This window comes from Limnohabitans sp. 15K (assembly GCF_002778285.1).
Taxonomy (GTDB): Bacteria; Pseudomonadota; Gammaproteobacteria; order Burkholderiales; family Burkholderiaceae_C; genus Limnohabitans_A.
Genome location: NZ_NESM01000002.1, coordinates 24,574 through 45,773 on the forward strand (window position 1 = coordinate 24,574; position 21,200 = coordinate 45,773).

20 protein-coding genes and 1 tRNA gene are annotated in these 21,200 nt (G+C 60.1%); 9 read left to right on the forward strand and 12 right to left on the reverse strand.

The features are described from left to right. The first annotated feature begins 15 nt into the window (after positions 1-15). From B9Z40_RS08970 to B9Z40_RS08985, 4 genes are all read left to right on the forward strand, one after another. Positions 16-642, forward strand: a complete 627-nt coding sequence (locus tag B9Z40_RS08970; RefSeq protein WP_100173036.1) for a response regulator transcription factor — start codon at positions 16-18, stop codon at positions 640-642. Between the two features lie 76 nt (positions 643-718). Continuing rightward, a complete protein-coding gene (folD, locus tag B9Z40_RS08975) occupies positions 719-1,570 on the forward strand; it encodes a bifunctional methylenetetrahydrofolate dehydrogenase/methenyltetrahydrofolate cyclohydrolase FolD (RefSeq protein WP_100173037.1) in 852 nt (283 codons plus the stop codon). Between the two features lie 35 nt (positions 1,571-1,605). Continuing rightward, on the forward strand, positions 1,606-3,645 hold the full coding sequence (locus tag B9Z40_RS08980) for a M3 family metallopeptidase (protein WP_100173038.1): 2,040 nt from the start codon (positions 1,606-1,608) through the stop codon (positions 3,643-3,645). Between the two features lie 22 nt (positions 3,646-3,667). Beyond that, the gene (locus tag B9Z40_RS08985) at positions 3,668-4,051 is read left to right on the forward strand and encodes a DUF2237 family protein (RefSeq protein WP_100173039.1); all 384 of its coding nucleotides are present in this window, start codon (positions 3,668-3,670) and stop codon (positions 4,049-4,051) included. A 15-nt stretch (positions 4,052-4,066) separates the two neighbouring features. Here the strand turns inward: B9Z40_RS08985 and soxA are convergent, their stop codons facing one another. The 9 genes from soxA to B9Z40_RS09030 form a co-directional block, all read right to left on the reverse strand. After that, complete coding sequence (gene soxA / locus B9Z40_RS08990) at positions 4,067-4,858, reverse strand: sulfur oxidation c-type cytochrome SoxA (protein ID WP_100173040.1); 792 nt, start codon at positions 4,856-4,858, stop codon at positions 4,067-4,069. Beyond that, positions 4,855-5,187, reverse strand: coding sequence for a thiosulfate oxidation carrier complex protein SoxZ (soxZ, locus tag B9Z40_RS08995; protein WP_233204864.1), 333 nt, complete (start codon positions 5,185-5,187; stop codon positions 4,855-4,857). The genes soxA and soxZ overlap by 4 nt, the downstream gene beginning before the upstream one ends. Next, positions 5,174-5,617 carry a thiosulfate oxidation carrier protein SoxY gene (locus B9Z40_RS09000; protein ID WP_100173041.1) on the reverse strand — a complete coding sequence of 148 codons (444 nt, stop codon included), beginning with the start codon at positions 5,615-5,617 and terminating at the stop codon, positions 5,174-5,176. The genes soxZ and B9Z40_RS09000 overlap by 14 nt, the downstream gene beginning before the upstream one ends. A gap of 4 nt (positions 5,618-5,621) precedes the next feature. Further along, positions 5,622-5,960 carry a sulfur oxidation c-type cytochrome SoxX gene (gene soxX / locus B9Z40_RS09005; protein ID WP_100173042.1) on the reverse strand — a complete coding sequence of 113 codons (339 nt, stop codon included), beginning with the start codon at positions 5,958-5,960 and terminating at the stop codon, positions 5,622-5,624. A 103-nt stretch (positions 5,961-6,063) separates the two neighbouring features. Then, the gene (locus tag B9Z40_RS09010) at positions 6,064-8,247 is read right to left on the reverse strand and encodes a molybdopterin cofactor-binding domain-containing protein (protein WP_100173043.1); all 2,184 of its coding nucleotides are present in this window, start codon (positions 8,245-8,247) and stop codon (positions 6,064-6,066) included. A gap of 11 nt (positions 8,248-8,258) precedes the next feature. Next, complete coding sequence (locus B9Z40_RS09015; RefSeq protein WP_100173044.1) at positions 8,259-8,768, reverse strand: (2Fe-2S)-binding protein; 510 nt, start codon at positions 8,766-8,768, stop codon at positions 8,259-8,261. 166 nt (positions 8,769-8,934) lie between these two features. Next, a tRNA-Val gene (locus B9Z40_RS09020) sits at positions 8,935-9,011 on the reverse strand. Positions 9,012-9,075: 64 nt separating this feature from the next. Further along, positions 9,076-11,322, reverse strand: a complete 2,247-nt coding sequence (locus tag B9Z40_RS09025) for a bifunctional (p)ppGpp synthetase/guanosine-3',5'-bis(diphosphate) 3'-pyrophosphohydrolase (protein WP_100173424.1) — start codon at positions 11,320-11,322, stop codon at positions 9,076-9,078. A 40-nt stretch (positions 11,323-11,362) separates the two neighbouring features. Then, positions 11,363-12,301 carry an alpha/beta fold hydrolase gene (locus tag B9Z40_RS09030; protein ID WP_100173425.1) on the reverse strand — a complete coding sequence of 313 codons (939 nt, stop codon included), beginning with the start codon at positions 12,299-12,301 and terminating at the stop codon, positions 11,363-11,365. 102 nt (positions 12,302-12,403) lie between these two features. Here B9Z40_RS09030 and B9Z40_RS09035 point away from each other — a divergent pair, with 102 nt between their 5' ends. The 3 genes from B9Z40_RS09035 (at position 12,404) to B9Z40_RS09045 (ending at position 15,297) form a co-directional block, all read left to right on the forward strand. Next, the gene (locus B9Z40_RS09035; RefSeq protein WP_100173045.1) at positions 12,404-13,174 is read left to right on the forward strand and encodes a 3-hydroxybutyrate dehydrogenase; all 771 of its coding nucleotides are present in this window, start codon (positions 12,404-12,406) and stop codon (positions 13,172-13,174) included. Positions 13,175-13,186: 12 nt separating this feature from the next. Beyond that, positions 13,187-13,918, forward strand: a complete 732-nt coding sequence (gene ompR / locus B9Z40_RS09040; RefSeq protein WP_100173046.1) for a two-component system response regulator OmpR — start codon at positions 13,187-13,189, stop codon at positions 13,916-13,918. Between the two features lie 134 nt (positions 13,919-14,052). Next, positions 14,053-15,297 (forward strand): ATP-binding protein, encoded by a 1,245-nt coding sequence (locus tag B9Z40_RS09045; protein ID WP_369823435.1) that lies wholly within the window; start codon positions 14,053-14,055, stop codon positions 15,295-15,297. A gap of 13 nt (positions 15,298-15,310) precedes the next feature. Here B9Z40_RS09045 and ispF read toward each other — a convergent pair whose 3' ends face one another. Further along, positions 15,311-15,793 (reverse strand): 2-C-methyl-D-erythritol 2,4-cyclodiphosphate synthase, encoded by a 483-nt coding sequence (ispF, locus tag B9Z40_RS09050; protein ID WP_100173048.1) that lies wholly within the window; start codon positions 15,791-15,793, stop codon positions 15,311-15,313. Further along, positions 15,790-16,515 carry a 2-C-methyl-D-erythritol 4-phosphate cytidylyltransferase gene (ispD, locus tag B9Z40_RS09055; protein WP_100173049.1) on the reverse strand — a complete coding sequence of 242 codons (726 nt, stop codon included), beginning with the start codon at positions 16,513-16,515 and terminating at the stop codon, positions 15,790-15,792. Before ispD ends, ispF begins: the two co-directional genes overlap by 4 nt. Before the next feature lie 136 nt (positions 16,516-16,651). Here ispD and mfd point away from each other — a divergent pair, with 136 nt between their 5' ends. Together mfd and serB are read left to right on the forward strand one after the other, a co-directional pair. After that, positions 16,652-20,146 carry a transcription-repair coupling factor gene (gene mfd, locus B9Z40_RS09060; RefSeq protein WP_100173050.1) on the forward strand — a complete coding sequence of 1,165 codons (3,495 nt, stop codon included), beginning with the start codon at positions 16,652-16,654 and terminating at the stop codon, positions 20,144-20,146. Between the two features lie 31 nt (positions 20,147-20,177). Next, the gene (serB, locus tag B9Z40_RS09065) at positions 20,178-20,894 is read left to right on the forward strand and encodes a phosphoserine phosphatase SerB (RefSeq protein ID WP_100173051.1); all 717 of its coding nucleotides are present in this window, start codon (positions 20,178-20,180) and stop codon (positions 20,892-20,894) included. Positions 20,895-20,984: 90 nt separating this feature from the next. On the opposite strand, the gene B9Z40_RS09070 is transcribed toward serB, so the two are convergent. Further along, the gene (locus B9Z40_RS09070; protein ID WP_100173052.1) at positions 20,985-21,194 is read right to left on the reverse strand and encodes a DUF3820 family protein; all 210 of its coding nucleotides are present in this window, start codon (positions 21,192-21,194) and stop codon (positions 20,985-20,987) included. Positions 21,195-21,200: the final 6 nt, after the last annotated feature.

Consider the following 21,200-nt stretch of genomic DNA (forward strand, 5'->3'; position numbering starts at 1 on the left):
CCACGGGGTAACTGAATGAGCTTGATTCCCAAAAAAGGCACTGTTTATGTCGTGGACGACGACGAAGCGGTCCGCGACTCCTTGCAGTGGTTGCTGGAAGGCAAAGACTATCGGGTTCGTTGCTTTGACAGTGCTGAGTCCTTCATCAGCCGTTATGACCCCCGCGAAGTGGCTTGCCTGATTGCCGACATCCGCATGGGCGGCATGTCCGGGCTGGAGTTGCAAGACCGCCTGCTTGAGCGTAAATCGCCTTTGCCCATTGTGTTCATCACGGGTCACGGCGATGTGCCCATGGCTGTGGACACCATGAAAAAAGGTGCCATGGATTTCATCCAAAAACCCTTCAAGGAAGAAGAGTTGCTCGGCTTGGTTGAACGCATGCTTGATGAAGCCCGCGACGCCTTTGCCGAATACCAAAGCGCCGCCAGCCGTGACGCTCTGCTGTCCAAGCTGACGGGCCGAGAAGCCCAAGTGCTCGAGCGCATCGTGGCTGGACGTTTGAACAAACAAATTGCCGACGATTTGGGCATCAGCATCAAGACGGTGGAGGCGCACCGCGCCAACATCATGGAAAAGCTCAACGCCAACACCGTGGCCGACCTGCTCAAGATCGCGCTGGGGCAAAACGCACCCAAGGCCTGACCTTTCGCGACCCCTTTGAAACGCCCGCACCCGTCGGGCGTTTTGCATTTTTTCTCTGACTTTTGGGTTTTCTCACATGACCGCACACACCATCGACGGCAATGCCCTCTCCAAAGAACTGCGCACCGAGGTCGCCACCCGGGCACAAGCACTGAAGGCCAAAGGCATCACCCCTGGCTTGGCCGTGGTGCTGGTGGGCGACAACCCAGCCAGCCAGGTTTATGTGCGCAACAAGGTCAAGGCCTGTGAAGACAGCGGTCTGCACTCGGTGCTGGAGAAATACGAAGCCACCATGACCGAGGCCGACCTGCTGGCCCGCGTCGAAGCGCTGAACAACGACCCCAGCATCCACGGCATTCTGGTGCAGCTGCCCTTGCCTGCGCACATCGACGCGCAAAAAGTCATTGAAGCCATCAGCCCCGCCAAAGACGTGGACGGTTTCCACATCGCTAGCGCTGGCGCCCTCATGACCGGCATGCCGGGTTTTTGGCCCTGCACCCCTTATGGCTGCATGAAGATGCTGGAAAGCATTGGCTACGACCTCAAAGGTAAACACGCCGTGGTCATTGGGCGCAGCAACATTGTGGGCAAACCCATGGCGCTGATGCTGCTGCAAAAAGACGCCACCGTGACGGTGGCGCATTCGCGCACCCAAAACCTCAAAGCCCTGACCCTGCAAGCTGACGTGATCGTGGCCGCCGTGGGCAAGCGCAACGTGCTGACAGCCGATATGGTCAAACCCGGCGCGGTGGTGCTGGACGTGGGCATGAACCGCAACGACGAGGGCAAGCTGTGCGGCGACGTTGATTTTGATGGCGTTAAAGAAGTCGCCAGCCACATCACCCCTGTGCCCGGCGGCGTGGGACCTATGACCATCACCATGCTCTTGGTCAACACCCTTGAAGCCGCCGAACGCGCCTCCAAGTGATCCACAGTATTGATTCAACCGATTTTGGAATCCCCATGACCAACCCCTTGCTCGAGACCTCTGGCCTGCCCCTGTTTGACCGCATTGCCCCTGACCATGTGTCACCGGCTTTGGACGAATTGCTGGCGGCCGCCGAGCAAGCCCTTGAAAAAGTCACTGCTGCCGACTTTCCAGCGGACTGGAAAGCCATTGCCAGCACGCTGGATGTCAGCACGGAGCGGCTGGGTATGGCCTGGGGCGCGGTCTCACACCTCAACAGCGTGGCCGACACCCCCGAATTGCGGGCCGCCTACAACGCCGCCCTGCCCCGCGTGACCGAGTTCTGGACACGTTTGGGGAGTGACGAACGCCTGTACGCCAAATACAAAGCCATTGACGCGGCCAGCCTCAACACCGAGCAAACGCAGGCCCACAAAAACGCCCTGCGCGGCTTTGTCTTGGGCGGGGCCGAGTTGCAAGGTGCGGCCAAAGAGCGCTATGCCGCCATCCAGGAGCGTTTGGCCGAAATCACGCAAAAGTTCAGCGAAAACACGCTGGACGCGACTGACAAATTTGCCCTGTATGTGAGCGAAGATCAGCTCAAAGGTGTTCCCGCCGATGTGGTGCAGGCCACGCGCGATGCAGCTCAAAAGGAAGGCAAAGAAGGCCACCGTTTGTCGCTCAAGATGCCGGTTTATTTGCCGGTGATGCAATTTGCCGACAGTGGCGCTCTGCGCGAACAACTTTACAAAGCGTATGTGACCCGCGCTTCAGAACAAGCGCCGGATGACGCCAAGCATTTCGACAACACTCCATTGATGCAGGAAATCCTGGCGCTGCGACAAGAAGAAGCCCATCTGCTGGGTTATGACAATTACGCTCAGGTGTCGGTGGTGCCCAAAATGGCCGAATCGCCCGAAAAAGTCACCACCTTTTTGCGCGACTTGGCGGCCAAAGCCCGTCCCTTTGCCGAAAAGGACCTGGCCGATCTGCGCGAATACGCCACCACATCACTCGGCACCACAGCCCCACTCAATGCCTGGGATGTGCCCTACCTGAGCGAAAAGCTCAAGGAAGCCCGCTACAGCTTCAGCGAACAAGAGGTCAAGCAGTACTTCACCGCCCCCAAGGTGCTGGCCGGGCTGTTCAAGATCATCGAAACCCTGTTTGAAGTCAGCATCCGGGTCGATCAAGCCCCGGTCTGGCACCCCGCCGTGGGTTTTTACCGCATCGAGCGTGATGGCAAGCTGATTGGCCAGTTCTACTTGGACCCCCCAGCACGCGCCGGCAAGCGAGGCGGTGCCTGGATGGACGACGTGCGCGGCCGCTGGCAGCGCCCAGACACCGGTGTGCTCCAAACCCCTGTGGCGCATCTGGTGTGCAATTTTGCCGAAGGCGTGAATGGCCAGCCCGCCTTGCTCACGCACGACGACGTGATCACCCTCTTTCATGAGTTTGGCCACGGCTTGCACCACATGCTCACCCAGGTGAGCGAGCGCGATGTCTCGGGCATCAGTGGCGTGGAATGGGATGCGGTGGAATTGCCCAGCCAGTTCATGGAAAACTTCTGCTGGGAATGGTCGGTGCTGCGCCACATGACGGCCCATGTGGAAACGGGTGAGCCCCTGCCCCGCGCCCTCTTCGACAAAATGCTGGCGGCCAAAAACTTCCAGAGTGGCTTGCAAACGCTGCGCCAGATCGAGTTTTCGCTGTTTGACATGCTGGTGCATTCAGAGCACGACCCGGCGACAGACTTCATGCCACTGCTGGCCCAAGTGCGCGACGAGGTGGCCGTGATGCGACCACCCGCCTTCAACCGCATGGCCCACACCTTCAGCCACATCTTTGCCGGTGGTTACGCCGCAGGCTATTACAGCTACAAATGGGCTGAGGTGCTGAGCGCTGACGCCTATGCCGCGTTTGAAGAAACCGCTGCCGCAGACGGCACGCCCAGCGTGGAAACCGGACGCCAGTACCGCCAAGCCATTTTGGAAGCGGGCGGCAGCCGGCCAGCGCTTGAATCTTTCAAGGCTTTCCGAGGCCGAGAGCCCAACTTGGACGCCTTGCTGCGCCACCAAGGCATGGTCGCGGCCTGAGTCAAACCAAGAGCTTCAACCCATGAGCCAAAACGCCCTGAATGTCTTGGGAACCCCATTGGTTCCTTGTTCTTATGACCCGCTCACCGGTTATTACCGCGACGGCTGCTGCAACACCGATGCCCACGACCACGGCAGCCATGTGATCTGCGCCAAAGTGACGCAGGCCTTTCTGGACTTTTCCGTGGCTCGGGGCAACGACCTTGTCACCCCTCGGCCTGAATACCGTTTTGCGGGTTTGAAAGCGGGCGACCGTTGGTGTTTGTGCGCCATGCGGTGGCGAGAGGCATTGGAGGCCGGAGTGGCACCACCCGTGGTGCTGGCGTGCACGCATGAGCGTGCGCTGGCCTTCGTGACATTGACGCAATTGAAAGCGTCGGCCTTGGATGGTGACGCCCAAAACTGAGGTTTGTGGGCTGCTTCAGCGCCGCACGCCCGGAGCCTCCAGAGGCAATGGGCCGGCCCGCCAGGCCAAAAAAACCTCCAGGTCCAGCAGGGCCTGTGAACCAAATGCGGGAGGCTCTGCCCGCACCCCTGAAAAGCACGCCCGCAAACGGCGGTGCAAAGACCCCATTCCCTGCCATTCCAAGCGGTAAGCCGGATACGCCACTGGATGCCCTTGGCTCATGGTTTCGCCGCCCAAACGTCGCCCCCAGTTTTGTTCATGGCACTGCGCGCACGCCAGGTTCATCTGCCCGATGCGCTGGTAGTACTGGGCCTGGCCCCGCTGCCAAGAAGCAGTTTGGCTCAGCTGCATCTTGGCTGTACGCGTACCCTCCTGCATCTCGCCCCGTGACGACTTGGCCAGCCATGCCGAGATCGCCAGAAGGGCTTCGGACTCATAAGCCCATGCCGGGGCCTTTTGCTGCTGGGTGCGGCATTGGTTGATCTGCGCCTCCAAATTCAACACAGCACCGCTTTGCGTGACACGCGGGAAACCCGCGGCCATACTTGCCAAGCGGCCAGGTTCTTTGCCGTGACAGCTGGCGCAGGCAGGGCCGTCAGTTGCAGGCTGTTGCCACAGGCGCTCGCCCTGTAGCCACCACAGGCTGGCGGGGTTGAGTCCGTCGTCAGATTGCAAGGTCCGCAGGTCAGCACTCATGAACGCGGTGCCAGACTTCAGATCCGTCAAAGCAATGCCCCGCTGTGGGGATTGCGCTGCGGCCCCCAGGCAGGCCAGCAGCCAAATGCAAACCAGCACCCAGCGCTTCATGCCACCACCACAGGCACAGCGAGCTGCCCTTTTTGTCCTTTGTCGTCAGACCAAGCGAGCTGCAAATCGGCACTCTCGGTCGCCCTCGTGTAAAAAGACAAGTAAGGGTTGGCCGATATGCCGGTGCTCATTTCGGCCTTGAAGATGCGTTGCCCGGCGTAATCCACCGTGAGGGTGTGGATCACGTTTTTGGGTACGGCCGAACCCAGCACATCAAAACGGTAACCGGTCTCCATGGGGTGCTGCAGCAGCACGCGGATTTCGAACACCTCGCCACGGCGAACGCTGGGGGGGATTTGTACACGGGCCAGCATGTCAGGAGGCGTCAAGGCAAGCGGATTCGGTGACTTCCACCTCGGCGGAGGCAGACCACCAGGTGAGGTCAGACATTTGCACCAGCGCCACCACCCGCTGCGAGCCATTCAGGCGCACACGCGTGGACACTTCTGCCTTTCCAGAATGTGGGCCCAGCTCAAACCGTGCCATCAAGGGCCTTGGGTTGCGCATGGACACCAGGCATATCTGGCGCACATGGTCTTGCACCGTCATCGGGCTGGGTACGCGCACATTCAAGGGCACCGACAAGCCGTTGTCGGCCAGCCTTGGCAGTGTCAAGGCCAAACGGCCCTCGCGCACAGTTTGACCTTGTGTGAGTTGGTCGATCCAACCCTGCGCAGACAGTTCGGAGGTTTGTGCGCCCACATTGGGCAGTACGGCAGCGCCGATCAGTCCGGCCAGCAACTCACGTCTTTGGGTCATGGCATCAATTCAAGGTCAAGAGGTAAGCCAACACGTCTTCAATGTCCTGCGCCGCCAACACGGGTTGTCCTGCCCAAGCCTTGCCCACCTGCTGCAGCCCAACAGTGCTGTGGTACGCAGGCATGAGGCTGTCCGGGTTGATCTGGCGCGAGTCCACCAAGCGCAAACGCAACATGGCCGGAGACAAGCGCTTGGCCACACCTTCCAAGCCGGGCGCCATGTTGCCCTGGCGCACGGTGCTGCCCGGCAGCGCATGGCACAGGGCACACTGACCTTCACGCCCCTGGGCAATGCGCAAGCCTTGAACAGGGTCACCGGCCACCGAGGTCAACGGCGTGGGCATGTCCGTGACAAAAGCAGGGCTTGCCAGTGCCTGTGCAGCCCACAGGGCAAGCCCTAAAGCTTGCCCTGCACGCCTGCAGCACCCCCCGGCCACTCGCTGGCGATCAGACGATCTCAAGGCCTTCATTCTTGAGGGGCAGATTGCGCACAGGCTTGCCCGTGGCCGCATAAATCGCGTTCATGATGGCCGGGGCCACCACACAAATGGTGGGCTCGCCCACCCCGCCCCAGAAGTCGTGCGTGGGCGCGATCACCGTTTCAATGTGTGGCATCTGGGCCAGCCGAGCGATGGGGTACAGGTGGAAGTTGTTGTCCACGATGCGGCCATCCTTCACGGTGGACTGGCTTTGCAGCGAGTCAAAACCGTAAGCCACAGAGCCCTCGACCTGCGCCGCGATCTGCTGGGTGTTCACGGCGTGACCGCAGTTGGTCGAGAGCACCAGACGGTGGACCTTGACCTTGCCGTCTTTGACCGAAACTTCGGCCACGGCTGCGGTGTAACTGCCATAACCCATGAACTGGGCGATGCCGCGGTGACGTCCAGCGGGCAACGGCTTGTTCCAGCCCGCTTTGTCAGCGGCCGCGTTGAGCACCGCCAAGTGCTTGGGGTGCTGGGTGATCAACGCACGGCGGAACTCCAGCGGGTCTTTGCCAGCGGCACGGGCCACTTCATCAATGAAACACTCGATGTAAATGCCGTTCTGGTTGGTGTTGACACCCCGCCATGGGCCCACGGGCACATGGGTGTTGCGCATGGCGTATTCGACACGCAAATTGGGCACGGTGTATCCGAACTGAGCCTCGCCGGGCTCTTCGTAATAGCCTTGCAACTGGCGGCGGTCCTTGCCATTCTGGATGTTGTGAGGCGCTGCATACGCGTTGATGGATTGTCCCGACACGCGCAGCTGCAGGCCCACCAACTGCCCTTTGTCGTCGAGTCCCGCTGAGAGCTTGCACAAGCCAATGGGACGGAACATGCCTTGTGACATGTCTTCCTCGCGCGACCAGATCATCTTGATCGGGGTGCCGATGAACTGTTTGCCAATCAGTGCTGCTTGGCGCACATAGTCCTGCGGGCCACCACGGCGGCCAAAACCACCACCCAGCGACGGGTTGTAGACCTCGCATTTGTCAAGCGGCAAACCCGCCACGGTGGACAAAACGGCCAAGGCTGCTTCGGCGTTTTGTGTGGCCACCCAAGCCTCGGCTCGGTCAGCGGTGATGCGCACGGTGCAGTTCATCGGCTCCATGCAGGCATGCGCCACAAAGGGCGTGCTGTAAACCGCCTCCACCGTGCGGGCCGCTTTGGCAATGGCGGCAGGCGCATCGCCCACATCGCGGTCGGCAAAGACGTTTTGTGTGGAAGTCAGGCCTTCGGTCAAATGCGCTGCAATCGACGCGCTGGAGACCTGACCGTTGCCCACTTCATCCCAAACAATGGGCAGCTTCTCAAGCGCTTGTTTGGCGCGCCAGTAAGAATCGGCGATCACGGCCACGGACTCGTCGTCGACCTTGACAACCGATTTGATACCGCGCAGGCTAAGCACCTTGCTGGCATCAAAACTGACCAACTTGCCACCGAACACCGGGCTGGCCTTGATGGCCGCAATCAGCATGCCGGGCAGCGCGACGTCGATGGCATATTTTTGTTGGCCTGTGACCTTGGGCGCCGTGTCCAGTCGCTTGATGGGCTTGCCAACCAGCTTCCAGTCGCGGGGACTTTTCAGGGTGATGGACTTCACATCCGGTGCAGGCAGCTTGGCCGCGGCATCGGCCAGCTTGCCGTAAGTGGTGGAGCGGCCACTGGCCGCGTGCTGCACCAAGCCTTTGTCCACGCGCAGTTCGGCCACGGGCACCTGCCATTGGTTGGCCGCAGCTTGCAACAGCACCATGCGGGCGGCTGCACCGCCCTGGCGCACATACTCTTGAGAGCCACGGATGCCGCGGCTGCCCCCAGTGGCCATGTCGCGCCAGACCCGCTTGCGGGCCAAGTTTTGACCTGCCGTGATGGGTTGCAGCACGACCTTGCTCCAGTCGCACTCGAGTTCTTCGGCCACCAGTTGGGCCAAGCCCGTGTGGGTGCCCTGCCCCATTTCGGCGCGGGCAATGCGGATCACGCAAGATTCATCAGGGCGCACAACGACCCAGGCATTGACCTCGGGCATGGTGGCGCTGGCCAAGGTTTGTGCACCCAGCGGGACATGAAAGCCCACCGAGAGGCCGCCTCCAGCAGCGGCAGCGCCGATGATGAAGTTGCGACGAGAAATGACAGCAGAGTTGGTGTTCATGTTGCGTCTCCTCAAGCTGGCTTAGCAGCGCTGGAAGCACCGGCATCGACCATGTGAATGACCGAGCCGACCTCTTTGCCGGTTTTGGCCGCCAAATGGATGGCGGCGCGAATGCGCTGGTAGGCACCACAGCGGCAGATGTTGGTCATGGCCTCATCGATGTCTATATCGGTGGGCTTGGGTTTGCGTTTAAGCAAAGAGGCTGCGGCCATGATTTGGCCCGACTGGCAATAACCGCACTGGGGCACATCCAACTCAACCCAGGCTTTTTGCAGCGGGTGGCTGCCGTCCTTGGACAGGCCTTCGATGGTGGTGATGCGCTGATTTTTGACCGCGCTGGCTGGGTAGGAGCAAGAGCGAACCGGCTGCCCGTCGAGGTGGACCGTGCAAGCACCGCATTGGGCAATGCCGCAACCAAATTTGGTGCCGGTCATGCCCAGCTGCTCACGCAAAACCCACAAAAGGGGCATGTCCGATTCAGCGTCCACCTTGTGGCGTTGACCATTGATGTTCAGTTGCACGCTATTCTCCTGAAGTAATCTGAAAATTCATCTTCAAGCGTATTCGGCAAACACAGACTGCGAAGTCATTCAAGCGACAGCCAATTCGGATGGCCATTCTGGGTGCCTGAAAATGAAAAAAACCGGTACAAATTACTTTGTACCGGTTTTTTGATCCTACCGAATTTGGTAGGCGCGACTAGATTCGAACTAGCGACCCCCACCATGTCAAGGTGGTGCTCTAACCAACTGAGCTACGCGCCTGCTAAGCCTTGAATTATAGCCACAAAAAAAGGACCCAAAGACAGTTTGACCACAATACGAACGTTCAACGCCTTTTTGCGGCCCTCACGCCTTTCACGCCGCGCACACTGCCCAGCACCTTGTTCAAACTGAACGCGTCGCCAATCTCCACCGTGAAGGTCATCCAGGCCGTGCCTTTGACGGATTGGGTTTGCACCCCGATCACATTCATCTTTTCTTTGGCAAAGACTTCAGAGATATCGCGCAACAGACCTTGGCGGTCCATGGCCTCGACCGACACGTCCACGGGGTAGACCGAACCTTCAGCACTTTTGCCCTCCCCCCAGCGCACATCGATAACCCGCTCTCCGTGGCGCAACGCCAGTTCGCGGAAATTGCTGCAGTCTTGGCGGTGGATGCTCACACCCTTGCCACGCGTCACAAAACCGCCAATCACATCGGGCGGTGCGGGTTTGCAGCAGCGCGACAGTTGGGTCAGCAATGAATCCACACCCACGACCAGCACGCCAGAAGGCGATTTGCGCGCCGTTGCACCTTTGAACTTCTTTTGAAAGTACTCATCAGGCTCCAGCGCTGGCTCGGGCGGGTTGAGCAAGACCTCAATGTTGCGAAGGGAGAATTCGTCTTTGCCCACCACTTCAAACAAGCTGTCGGCAGATTTGAATCCCAGTTGACTGGCCAAGTCCTCCAAGCGGATGGCGGTTCGACCCAGTCGCTGCAAAGATTTCTCAACCGCTTCACGGCCCTTGGCGATGGTTTCTTCGCTGACATGCGCGTTGAACCAGGCACGCACTTTGGCGCGTGCACGGGGGCTGGCCAAAAAACCCAGTTCAGGGTTGAGCCAGTCGCGTGAAGGCCCACCTTCTTTGATGGCGGTGATTTCAACCGTTTGACCATTGGCCAGCGGCGTGTGCAGGGGCACCATGGCACCGTCCACTTTGGCCCCACGGCAGCGGTGCCCCAAATTCGTGTGCACCGTGTAAGCAAAATCAATCGCCGTGGCGCCTTGCGGCAGTTCAACGACTGCGGCGTCAGGGGTCAGCACGTAAATGCGGTCATCAAAAAGTGCGGTGCCCGCTGCCTTTTCTTGCGCCGCACCCGTCAGGTCGCGTTCCCAAGCCAGCAATTGCCGGAGCACAGCAATTTTGGTGTCGTAAGCGCTATTGGCAGAGACCCCGGTGTAGCCTTTGGCCCCGGCTTCTTTGTAAGCCCAGTGCGCAGCCACCCCGTTTTCGGCGTGGTCGTGCATGGCTTGGGTGCGAATTTGCACCTCGATCGGTCCGCCATCGGTGTCGCGCACCACCGTGTGCAGCGACTGGTAGCCGTTGGCTTTGGGCTTGGCGATGTAATCGTCAAACTCCTCTGCGATGGGCGCAAACTGCTCATGCACCCAACTGAGCACTTGGTAACAATCGGCGACCTGGGGAACCACCACGCGCAGTGCCCGAATGTCAAAAACCCGGTCAAAAGCCAGCGACTTTCCACGCATTTTGCGCACGATGCTGTAAATGTGTTTGGGCCGCCCATCCACTTGGGCGCTGATACCTTGGCTGGCCAAGGCCTGTTGCAAGCGCTCACGCAAGGCCAACATGTAGCGCTCGCGCTCAGCCCGCTTTTCATCGAGCAAGCGAGCGATGTCTTTGTAAGTGGTGGGCTCTAAGAATCGGAAAGACAGGTCTTCCATCTCCCATTTGATCTGCCAGATGCCCAATCGGTTGGCCAAGGGCGCAAACACCTGCAAAGACTCACTGGCCAAAGCGGACGGCACCAGGCGTTTGGTGGCCGCGTAATGCCGAAGGGTTTGCAAACGCGAGGCCAAGCGCAGCATCACCACGCGCAAGTCGCGGCTGAAAGCCAGCAGCATCTTGCGCACATTTTCGGTTTGCACCTGAGGGCTCAAGGGTGTGTTGTCAGGCCCTTGGGTGTGCGACTCAGCCGCTCGCGACAAGCGCTGCACATGGATCAAGTGGTTGGTTTGAATCGCCAGCTGCGCCAATTGAGGGCCAAAAGCCTTGCCAATCACCTCTTCGGGTTTGTTCAGGTGCTGGCAGGTGTAGACCAAATAACTGGCGGCCTGCATGGCGACCGAGCCACCAATGTCGGCCAAGATGAGCGCCACCGCGTCTGCGTGGGCCAAGATGTTTTCGCCTGTCTCAAGCGATTCACCCGAAATCAAGGGCTCGGCAAAAGCGCGGGCCTTGGCCAGGGTTCCGGCCAGCTCTTGCTCTGCTGTGGCCAACATGACGGGTGGCACGTCGGACGCATGGGGCGCAAGCGATGCAGGGCCATGCAAACGCCCAGGTGGCGTCATGGGGCTGGCGGAATGGCTGATGGTGGGACTGACCATGGGCTCAGTCGCTCAGCAAAAAATCGGCGACCACTTGAATTTGATCATCCCCGGTTAACGTTGGCGCGTGGCCAAAACCAGGCCAAGTTTCCAGCTGGGCACGAGGACCACGCTGCGTCATCTCCAGAGCGGTCTCTGGCGTCAACAAGTCCGAGTCTTGTCCCCGAATGAGCAGGGTTTGGGCCTTGATCTGATCGTACAAAGCCCACAAAGTCGCCTCGCCAACCGAGGCGTTTTCAGGGGTCATGGCACGCAAAGGCACACCAATGGCAGGGTCGTAATGCAAGGTCAACGCGCCACCCGTGCCAGGGCGGGTCATGTGCGACGACATCTCGTGCCAAACTTCGGGAGTCACCGGGCCAAAGCCTTGCGAAAGTGCCCACATGGCAGAGGCCGCCGCATCAAGGTCGGGGTATTCGCCGTATTGACCCACATAGGTTTTCATGCGCTCAACCGAAGACCAGGTAATGGCGGGCCCCACGTCGTTCAGCACCAAACGGCGAATGGGGGCCAGTAAAGGCAGGCCCGGCTGCCCTGCCAAGACCATGCCAATGAGGCCACCCATGCTGGTGCCCACCCAGTCCAGGCTCAGCAGGGGTTCAGGCCCAGTCTGCACTTGCACCTGGGCGAGCATGGCCAACATGTCGGCCGCATATTGCGGAATTTGGTACAGCGCCGGGTTGGCAAGCCATTCACTTCGGCCGCGCCCCGCCACATCAGGGCAAATGACTTGCAAGGGCTCGGTGCTTTGGGCCACCAAGGCTTGGGCCAAACGGTCAAAATCACGGCCCTGACGCGTTAGCCCATGCGCGCACACCACCACACGTCGAGCCTGTGGGTGTCCCCATCGCACGAACGACATGCGGTGCTGGCCTTCGGGATGCGGGCAAACCACAGCCTCCAGCTGGGGCTGAGAAATGTGAACGGGTTCGTGGGTGGTCATGACAATCAGAAACAATCTCGGTGCGTTGTATCCAAAAACAGGGCTTGGCCAGCGCCATAATGGACTTTTGAACATCCTAATTCATCTTTCGGAGTCATCTTCATGTTGCAAGGTAAAACAGCGTTGGTCACAGGTTCCACCAGCGGCATCGGTCTGGGCATTGCCAAAGCATTGGCCAAACAAGGCGCCAACATTGTTCTGAACGGTTTTGGCGATGCAGAAGGCCCCAAGGCCGAGATCGCTGCGCTGGGTGTCAAAGTCGCCTACCACGGCGCTGACATGAGCAAAGCCTCCGAGATCGAAGCCATGATGAAGTTCGCTGCCGACACCTTTGGCCGGGTGGACATTTTGGTCAACAACGCCGGTATTCAGCATGTGGCCAAGATCGAAGACTTTCCCATTGAGCGCTGGGACGCCATCATCGCCATCAACCTGACCAGCGCTTTTTTGGCGACGCGTCTGGCGCTTCCTGCCATGAAAGCGGCCAATTGGGGCCGCATCATCAACGTGGCATCGACCCACGGTTTGGTTGGATCTGCCGAGAAATCTGCCTATGTCGCCTCGAAACACGGTGTTGTCGGCTTGACCAAAGTCACGGCCTTAGAAAACGCCACCACGGGCGTGACCTGCAACGCGATTTGCCCTGGCTGGGTGCTGACCCCCTTGGTGCAAAAACAAGTGGACGCCAAAGCCGCTGCCATGGGCTTGACCAACGAAGAAGCCAAAAAACAGCTGCTGCAAGAAAAAGAACCCTCGATGCAGTTCACAACGCCTGAAGAACTCGGTGAGTTGGCTGTCTTCTTCTGCTCTGCTGCAGGAAACAATGTGCGCGGCGCTGCCTGGAACATGGACGGCGGCTGGACGGCCCAATAAGGCAAGCTGACCATGAGCACCTCCACTCGCTTGGACAAAATCGTCATCGTTGATGACGACGCCCGCATCCGTGACTTGTTGCGCCGTTATTTGTCGCAAGAAGGTTTTGATGTTTTGTTGGCCGAAGACGGCCGTGCACTAGACCGGATTTTGCAGCGCGAAACCATTGACTTGATGGTGCTCGATTTGATGCTGCCGGGCGAAGATGGCCTGAGCATTTGCCGCCGTTTGCGCAGTGCAGGCGTTAAAACGCCCGTGATCATGCTGACGGCCAAAGTCGAGGATATCGACCGAATCACGGGCCTTGAAATTGGCGCTGACGACTACCTGGGCAAGCCCTTTAACCCACGCGAGTTGTTGGCGCGCATTCACGCTGTTTTGCGCCGCAGACCCCAAAACGAGTCGCCCAGTGCCCCCTCTTCTGCTGACCACGAAGTGATCGTCTTTGGGGCGTTTTCACTGGATTTGGGCATCCGTTCTCTGACCAAAAACGGCGAAGACATCCCTTTGACCAGCGGCGAATTTGCCATGCTCAAAGCACTGGCACGCCACCCCAAGCAACCGCTGACCCGAGATAAATTGGCCCAATTGGCTCGAGGGCGTGAGTTTGAGCCTTTTGACCGCAGTCTGGACGTCCAGATTTCTCGACTGCGCAAAATGATTGAGCTCGATCCCGCCTCGCCCAAAATCATCCAGACCGTCTGGGGCGTGGGCTATGTGTTCGTGCCTGATGGTCAAGCGTGACCCCAACGCCAACCCCGCCATCTGAAGGGGGCGCTTTTGACAGGGCGCCCCGCAGAGTCAAACTGAGCCTTTTTTGGCGAACGTTCTTTCTCTTGGTCTTGTTGATTTTGTGCAGCAGTTTGGCTTGGCTGCAAATGTTCCGCACACAAGAATACGAGCCACGCGTCTTGCGCAATGCCCACCAAATCGCCACGGTGGTCAATTTGACCCGCACCGCCCTCATTCACACCGACGCCATAGCCCGTGTATCTCTTTTGAAAATGTTGGCGGACGAGGAAGATGTCGGTATCCAAACGCGTGAACCCAACGACCAAATTGTCCAGTTTGGCGCATCAGGCTTAGAACGCCAATTGGTGGATGAAATGGTCAAGCGCTTGGGCCCCGATACGCTGATTGCTTCCGAGGTGAATGGGGAAGCCGGTCTTTGGATTGGTTTCAAAATCGAGCGTGACAGTTACTGGCTGCAAATGGACCCTGCTCGCCTGCGGCCACTGGGCGGCTCGGCATGGCTGACTTGGCTAGGCCTGACCTTGGCGCTGTCTTTGGGCGGTGCTGCCTTGATGGCGGGCCTCATTAACCGGCCCCTTAAACGATTGTCTTTCGCCGCCAGTCAAGTGCGCGAGGGGCACTTCAACACATCGACCTTGGACGAAGACGCCGCTACTTCTGAAATCCGTGAAGTCAACATTGGGTTCAACCGGATGGCCGAGCGCTTGGCCAAAATTGAACAAGAGCGGGCCCTGATGTTGGCGGGCATCTCGCATGATCTGCGCACACCACTGGCGCGCTTGCGACTAGAAACCGAATTGAGCGTGGCAGACCTTGAAACCCGCGATTTGATGGCCGCCGACATCGCGCAGCTCGACGCCATCATCGACAAATTTCTCGACTACGCCAGGCCTGAGCCCACCGAACTGGGTCCAGTCTTACTCTCTGGCGTGATCAGCAGAAGCATCGCGCCTTGGCGAAACAACCCGCGCTTTGAGATCAGCGTTGATGTGGCAGAAGACCTGCAAGTGCAAGCCGAGCCAGTGGAACTGTCGCGGGTGTTGTCCAACCTGTTGGAAAACGCCCGCCGCTACGGCCAAAGTCCGAGCGATGGCATCACACGGGTCGAAATCGTGGCCAGGGTGCACGACGGCTGGGTGCTGCTTCGTGTGCGCGATCAAGGCCCTGGCGTTTCTGAAGAAGCCCTGAAAAACCTCACGCAACCGTTTTTCAGGGGCGACACCGCAAGAACCGATGCCACAGGATCTGGCTTGGGCCTGGCCATTGTGGAGCGCTCGGTTCAGCGCATGGGGGGCACGTTTTCGGTGTTCAACAACAGCGCGGGCGGTTTGATGGCGCTGATGAAGTTCCGCCAAGCCGAAGCTGGCTGAGCAAGCCTAAGCGTCAGCTGGCTTTGTTCAGCAACACCACCGCACGCGCTTCCATGCTCTGGCCCATGCCCACGGGGCCGAGCTTTTCAGCCGTTTTGGCCTTCACATTGACCTGATCGGGCTGCACGCCCAGCGCTTTGGCCACGGAGGCATTGATGGCCGCCATGTGCGGTGCCAGTTTGGGGGCTTGGGCCACTACGGTGCAGTCCACGTTTACCAGTTCCCAGCCTTTCTCGCGCACGCGGCGCATGGCTTCGGCCAGTAAGACGGAAGAGTCGGCTCCCTTGAACTGTGCATCCGTGTCCGGAAAATGCCGACCAATGTCGCCCAGACCTGCAGCGCCCAACACCGCGTCCGTGATGGCGTGCAGCAGCACATCGGCGTCTGAATGGCCGAGCAAGCCCAAGGTGTGGGGAATGTCGACCCCACCCAAAATCAACTTTCGACCGGGCACCAAAGCGTGCACGTCCCAGCCTTCACCGATGCGGATATTCATGGTTTTGCCTTTAAAACAGCCTCGGCAAACGCAAAGTCTGCCGGGTAAGTGACTTTCAGATTCATGGCCGAGCCTGGCACCAGTCGGGGCGACAGACCTTGTTGCTCCATGGCACTGGCCTCGTCGGTGATGCCAGCAAAACCCGTTTTGGCCGCTTGTTCCAGCGCTTGGTGCAAAGCGCCGAGGCGAAACATTTGCGGGGTTTGGGCCAGCCATTTGCCCTCGCGTGGCACCGTAGCCTCGACACGCGGAACACCTTCGGACTTTTGGGTCTTGAGCGTGTCGGGCAGCGGCAAAGCCAACAAACCGCCCACCGGGTCGTCGCGGCAAGCTTCGATGAGGGCACTCACCGCCTCAGGTGTCACAAGACAACGCGCCGCGTCGTGCACCAGCACCCAATCATGAGCAGGCACGCCATTGGCCAACATGACATCGAGACCATTGAACACGCTTTCGGCCCGGGTCGCCCCGCCGCAGCTCAGCCGGGTAAACCGGGCTGGCCAACTCGCACCTTCGGGCAAGGCGAAGTCATCGCCGGGAGACACAACCACCCAACCCTGAGCAATCAGCGGCACCCGCGCCAGCGCTTGCAAGGTGTGCATGACCATCGGCTGCCCAGCCACCGCTTGGTATTGCTTGGGCACAGGCGTGCCTGCTCGGCTGCCTGTGCCTGCGCACGGGATCAAGGCGTGGAATCTTGGGTTTTCTGTGGTCGTTGACATGACTCTTGATTGTAGGAGCTCACCCAACTGGGTCTTTGCCCGGCTTCTACAATGGCGGTGTCTGATCATTTATTCACCCCCCTCCTCTCTGGCGGGGGGTGTTTTGCTTTTTTCATCGCCATTGCCCCTCGCAACCATGCAACTGCCCAGCCTTATTTCCGGCAAACGTTTCACCCTGCCCCGCCCCGCCGGATCGGCCGATGCCGTTTTGCTGGCCCAACTGGCCGAGCGCGAGAAAAAAGTCGGCAAGCTCACCGCCATCGTGACTGCCGACGCGGCCGATGCACAACGCTTAATGGACGAGCTGGTGTTTTTTGCGCCCGATCTGCGCTGCGTGATGTTCCCCGACTGGGAAACCCTGCCCTACGACACCTTCTCGCCGCACCAAGACTTGATCAGCGAGCGCTTGGCCACGCTCTGGCGCATCAAACAACGCAACCACGCCGAAAGCGCCGATCTGGTCCTGGTGCCCGCCACCACCGCGCTTTACCGGCTGGCGCCGCCGTCCTTTTTGGCAGGCTACACCTTCGAGTTCAAAGTCAAGCAAAAGCTCGACGAAGCGCAACTCAAGGCCCAACTCACCCTGGCGGGTTACTCACATGTGAGCCAGGTGGTCAGCCCCGGCGAATACGCGGTGCGCGGTGGCTTGATCGACCTTTTCCCCATGGGCTCGCTGGTGCCTTACCGGGTGGATTTGTTCGAAGACGAAATCGACAGCATCCGCACCTTCGACCCCGACAGCCAGCGCAGCCTCTACCCCGTGCCCGAGGTGCGGCTCTTGCCCGGACGCGAGTTCCCGATGGACGAGGCGGCCCGTGCGCGATTCCGGAGCCGCTGGCGCGAACTGCTCGAAGGCGACCCGACCAAAAGCCGCATCTACAAAGACATGGGCAATGGCGTGGCCACAGCGGGCATCGAGTACTACCTGCCCCTGTTTTTTGAAGAAACCGCCACGGTGTTTGATTACCTGGGCGCTGGCCAGGCCGATGCGGCCACCGTGGTGCTGCACGGCGATCTGGAGCCCGCCTTCCAGCGCTTTTGGCAAGACACCCGCGACCGCTACCGCCTGGTCCAAGGCGACCCCGAGCGGCCCGTGCTGCCGCCCGATGCGCTGTTTTTGAGTGCTGAGCAGTTCTACACCCTGACCCAAGGCCATGCCCAATTGGCCCTGCGCGCAGGCACCAGCGATGTGGCTGACAACACCCTCGCCCAGCCCCTGCCCGAGCTGACGGTGGTTCGCGGCGCCGAAGACCCGCTGTCGCGCTTGCAAGCGCACATCCGCAGCAGCGCCAGCCGCGTGCTGATCTTGGCCGAAAGCGATGGCCGACGTGAGAGCCTGCTCGACTTCGTGCGCTCCAGCGGCCTCACGCCGCCTGTGTTTGACAGCCTGCAAGACTTTTTGACCAGCGACGAAAAGGTTGGCATGGCCACCGCCGCCCTGGTCAGCGGTTTCCATTGGTTCGAGCACAACATCGACCTCGTTACCGAAACCGAACTCTTCGCGGCTGGGGCGGTCACCCGTCGCCGTAAGAAACAGGAACAGGTCAGCGACGTTGAAGCGCTGATCAAAGACCTGAGCGAGCTGAATGTGGGCGACCCGGTGGTGCACAGTGCCCACGGCATTGGCCGCTACAGGGGTCTGGTCAATATGGACATGGGCCAGAAAAACCCCGACGGCACGCCCGCCCTGCAAGAGTTTTTGCACCTGGAATACGCCGATCAAGCCACGCTGTATGTCCCCGTGAGCCAGTTGCAGCTGATTGGCCGCTACACAGGCGTGAGCGCCGACGAAGCGCCCCTGCACAAACTGGGCTCTGGCCAGTGGGAAAAAGCCAAACGCCGCGCCGCCGAGCAGGTGCGCGACGCCGCCGCCGAGTTGCTCAACATCTACGCCCGCCGAGCCGCACGAGAGGGCCACCCTTTCCGCTACAGCCCGCAAGATTACGAGACCTTTGCCAACGATTTCGGCTTCGAAGAAACCGCCGACCAAAAGGCGGCCATCCACTGCGTGATTCAAGACATGATCAGCCCCCGCCCCATGGACCGCCTGGTCTGTGGCGATGTGGGTTTTGGCAAGACCGAGGTCGCGCTGCGGGCCGCTTTTGTGGCCGTCACAGGCGGCAAACAAGTCGCCCTGCTGGCCCCCACCACGCTGCTGGCCGAGCAGCACTACCAGACGCTCAAAGACCGCTTTGCCAAATGGCCTGTCAAGGTGGCCGAAGTCTCGCGGTTCAGATCGGGCAAAGAAGTCACCGCCGCCCTCAAAGGCCTTGCCGACGGCACGGTGGACATCGTGGTGGGCACACACAAGCTGCTGAGCGAATCGACCAAATTCCACGACTTGGGCCTGCTCATCATCGACGAGGAACACCGCTTTGGCGTGCGCCACAAAGAGGCCATGAAAGGCCTGCGGGCCGAGGTCGATGTACTCACACTCACCGCCACGCCCATCCCCCGCACCATGGGCATGGCTTTGGAGGGCCTGCGCGATTTGAGCGTGATTGCGACTGCGCCGCAACGCCGCTTGGCCATCAAGACCTTTGTGCGCAACGAAGGCACGGGCGTGATCCGCGAGGCGGTGCTGCGCGAACTCAAGCGCGGCGGTCAGTGCTATTTTTTGCACAACGAGGTCGAGACCATCGAGAACCGCAAGCAAAAGCTCGAAGAAATCCTGCCCGAAGCCCGCATCGCCGTGGCCCACGGCCAGATGCCCGAGCGCGAGCTGGAACGCGTGATGCGCGACTTTGTGGCCCAGCGCTACAACATCTTGCTGTGCTCAACCATCATCGAGACCGGCATCGACGTGCCCACGGCCAACACCATCGTGATCTCTCGCGCCGACAAATTCGGCCTGGCCCAATTGCACCAGCTGCGCGGGCGCGTGGGCCGCTCGCACCACCAAGCCTATGCCTATTTGATGGTGCCCGAGATCGAAGGCCTGACCAAACAGGCCGCCCAGCGGCTCGATGCGATTCAGCAAATGGAAGAACTGGGCAGCGGCTTTTATTTGGCCATGCACGACCTGGAAATTCGTGGCGCGGGCGAGGTGCTCGGCGAAAACCAGAGCGGCAACATGCTCGAAGTGGGCTTTCAGCTCTACAACGAGATGCTGTCCGAGGCGGTGCGCAGCCTCAAAGCGGGCAAAGAGCCCGACTTGCTCAGCCCCCTGTCGGTCACCACCGACATCAACCTGCATGCCCCCGCCCTGCTGCCCAACGATTACTGTGGTGATGTGCACTTGCGCTTGTCGTTCTATAAAAAGCTGGCCACCGCCAAAACCAGCGACCAAATCGACGCATTGCTCGAAGAGCTGGTGGACCGCTTTGGTAAGCTGCCCCCGCAGGCGCAGACCCTGGTGGACGTGCACCGCCTGCGCGTGCTGACCCAGCCCTATGGCGTCATCAAGGTCGACGCCGCCCCGGGCGTCATCCAGATCACCTTCAAGCCCAACCCGCCCGTGGACCCGATGGCCATCATTGGACTGATCCAGAAAAACAAACACATCAAGCTGGCGGGCAACGACAAAATCCGCATCGAACGCGAACTGCCCGACCCCAAGGCGCGGGCGCAAATGGTTCGGGATGTGCTGCGGAGTTTGGGGCAGCCCAAAACCGAAACAGCCCCTGCCTGAATCCGTCAACGATCTTCGATAATCCTGAATCATGACCACTGTTACCGAATTCGCCCCCGGCCTCGCCATTCAGGGCTTCACAGCCCCCCTACCCTTGTCCCAGTTCAAACTGATCGCGTTTGACATGGACTCCACGCTCATCAGCATCGAGTGCATTGACGAGATCGCCGATGCCGTGGGCCGCAAGGCCGAGGTGGCCGCCATCACCGAGGCCGCCATGCGCGGCGAGATCACCGACTTCAAAGAGAGCCTGCGCCGCCGCCTGGCCCTGCTCAAGGGCGTGACGCTGGCCGACATGGAGCGCGTTTACACAGAGCGCCTGAAAATCAACCCCGGCGCGGCCGAGCTGATCGCCGCTTGCCAGAAGGCGGGCATAAAGGTGCTGCTGGTCTCGGGAGGTTTCACCTTTTTTGCAGACCGAGTCAAACAGCGCCTGAACATCGACTTCGCCCGTTCCAACCGTCTTGAGGTGGTGAACGGTGAACTCACGGGCGGCTTGGTGATGCAAAGCTGGGGCGACATTTGTGATGGTGCCGAGAAGCGCCGCACCTTGCTCGAAGTTGCTTCGCTGCTGGGTATAGCACCCCACGAATGCATCGCCATGGGTGACGGCGCGAACGACCTGCCGATGATGGGCGCTGCGGGATTGTCGGTGGCTTATCACGCCAAACCCAAGGTTCGCGAGCAGGCCATGGTCGCCATCCATGAAGGCGGGCTGGACCGGTTGCTGGAAGTCGTGAAGCCCTGACCCTTTGAGTGTGGGAGCCCCGCCCTCGGGGCGATGGCTTGTGGACCGCGAGCGGTCTTTCGCGACGAGGGCGTCGCTCCTACAGGGACCTCAGCGGCGCAGAGGTTTGAGCAGATCACTCAGCCCGTTGTGGTCGATCTCTTGCATCAGTCGGAGCAGCTGTCCGATTTCGGTTTTGGGAAAACCCTCGCGGGCAAACCAATTGAGGTAGTTGCCGGGCAAGTCGGCGATCAGCATGCCCTTGTGCTTGCCAAAGGGCATGGTCGTGGTGACCAGCTTCATTAGGTCGTCGGGTTTCATGGCCTC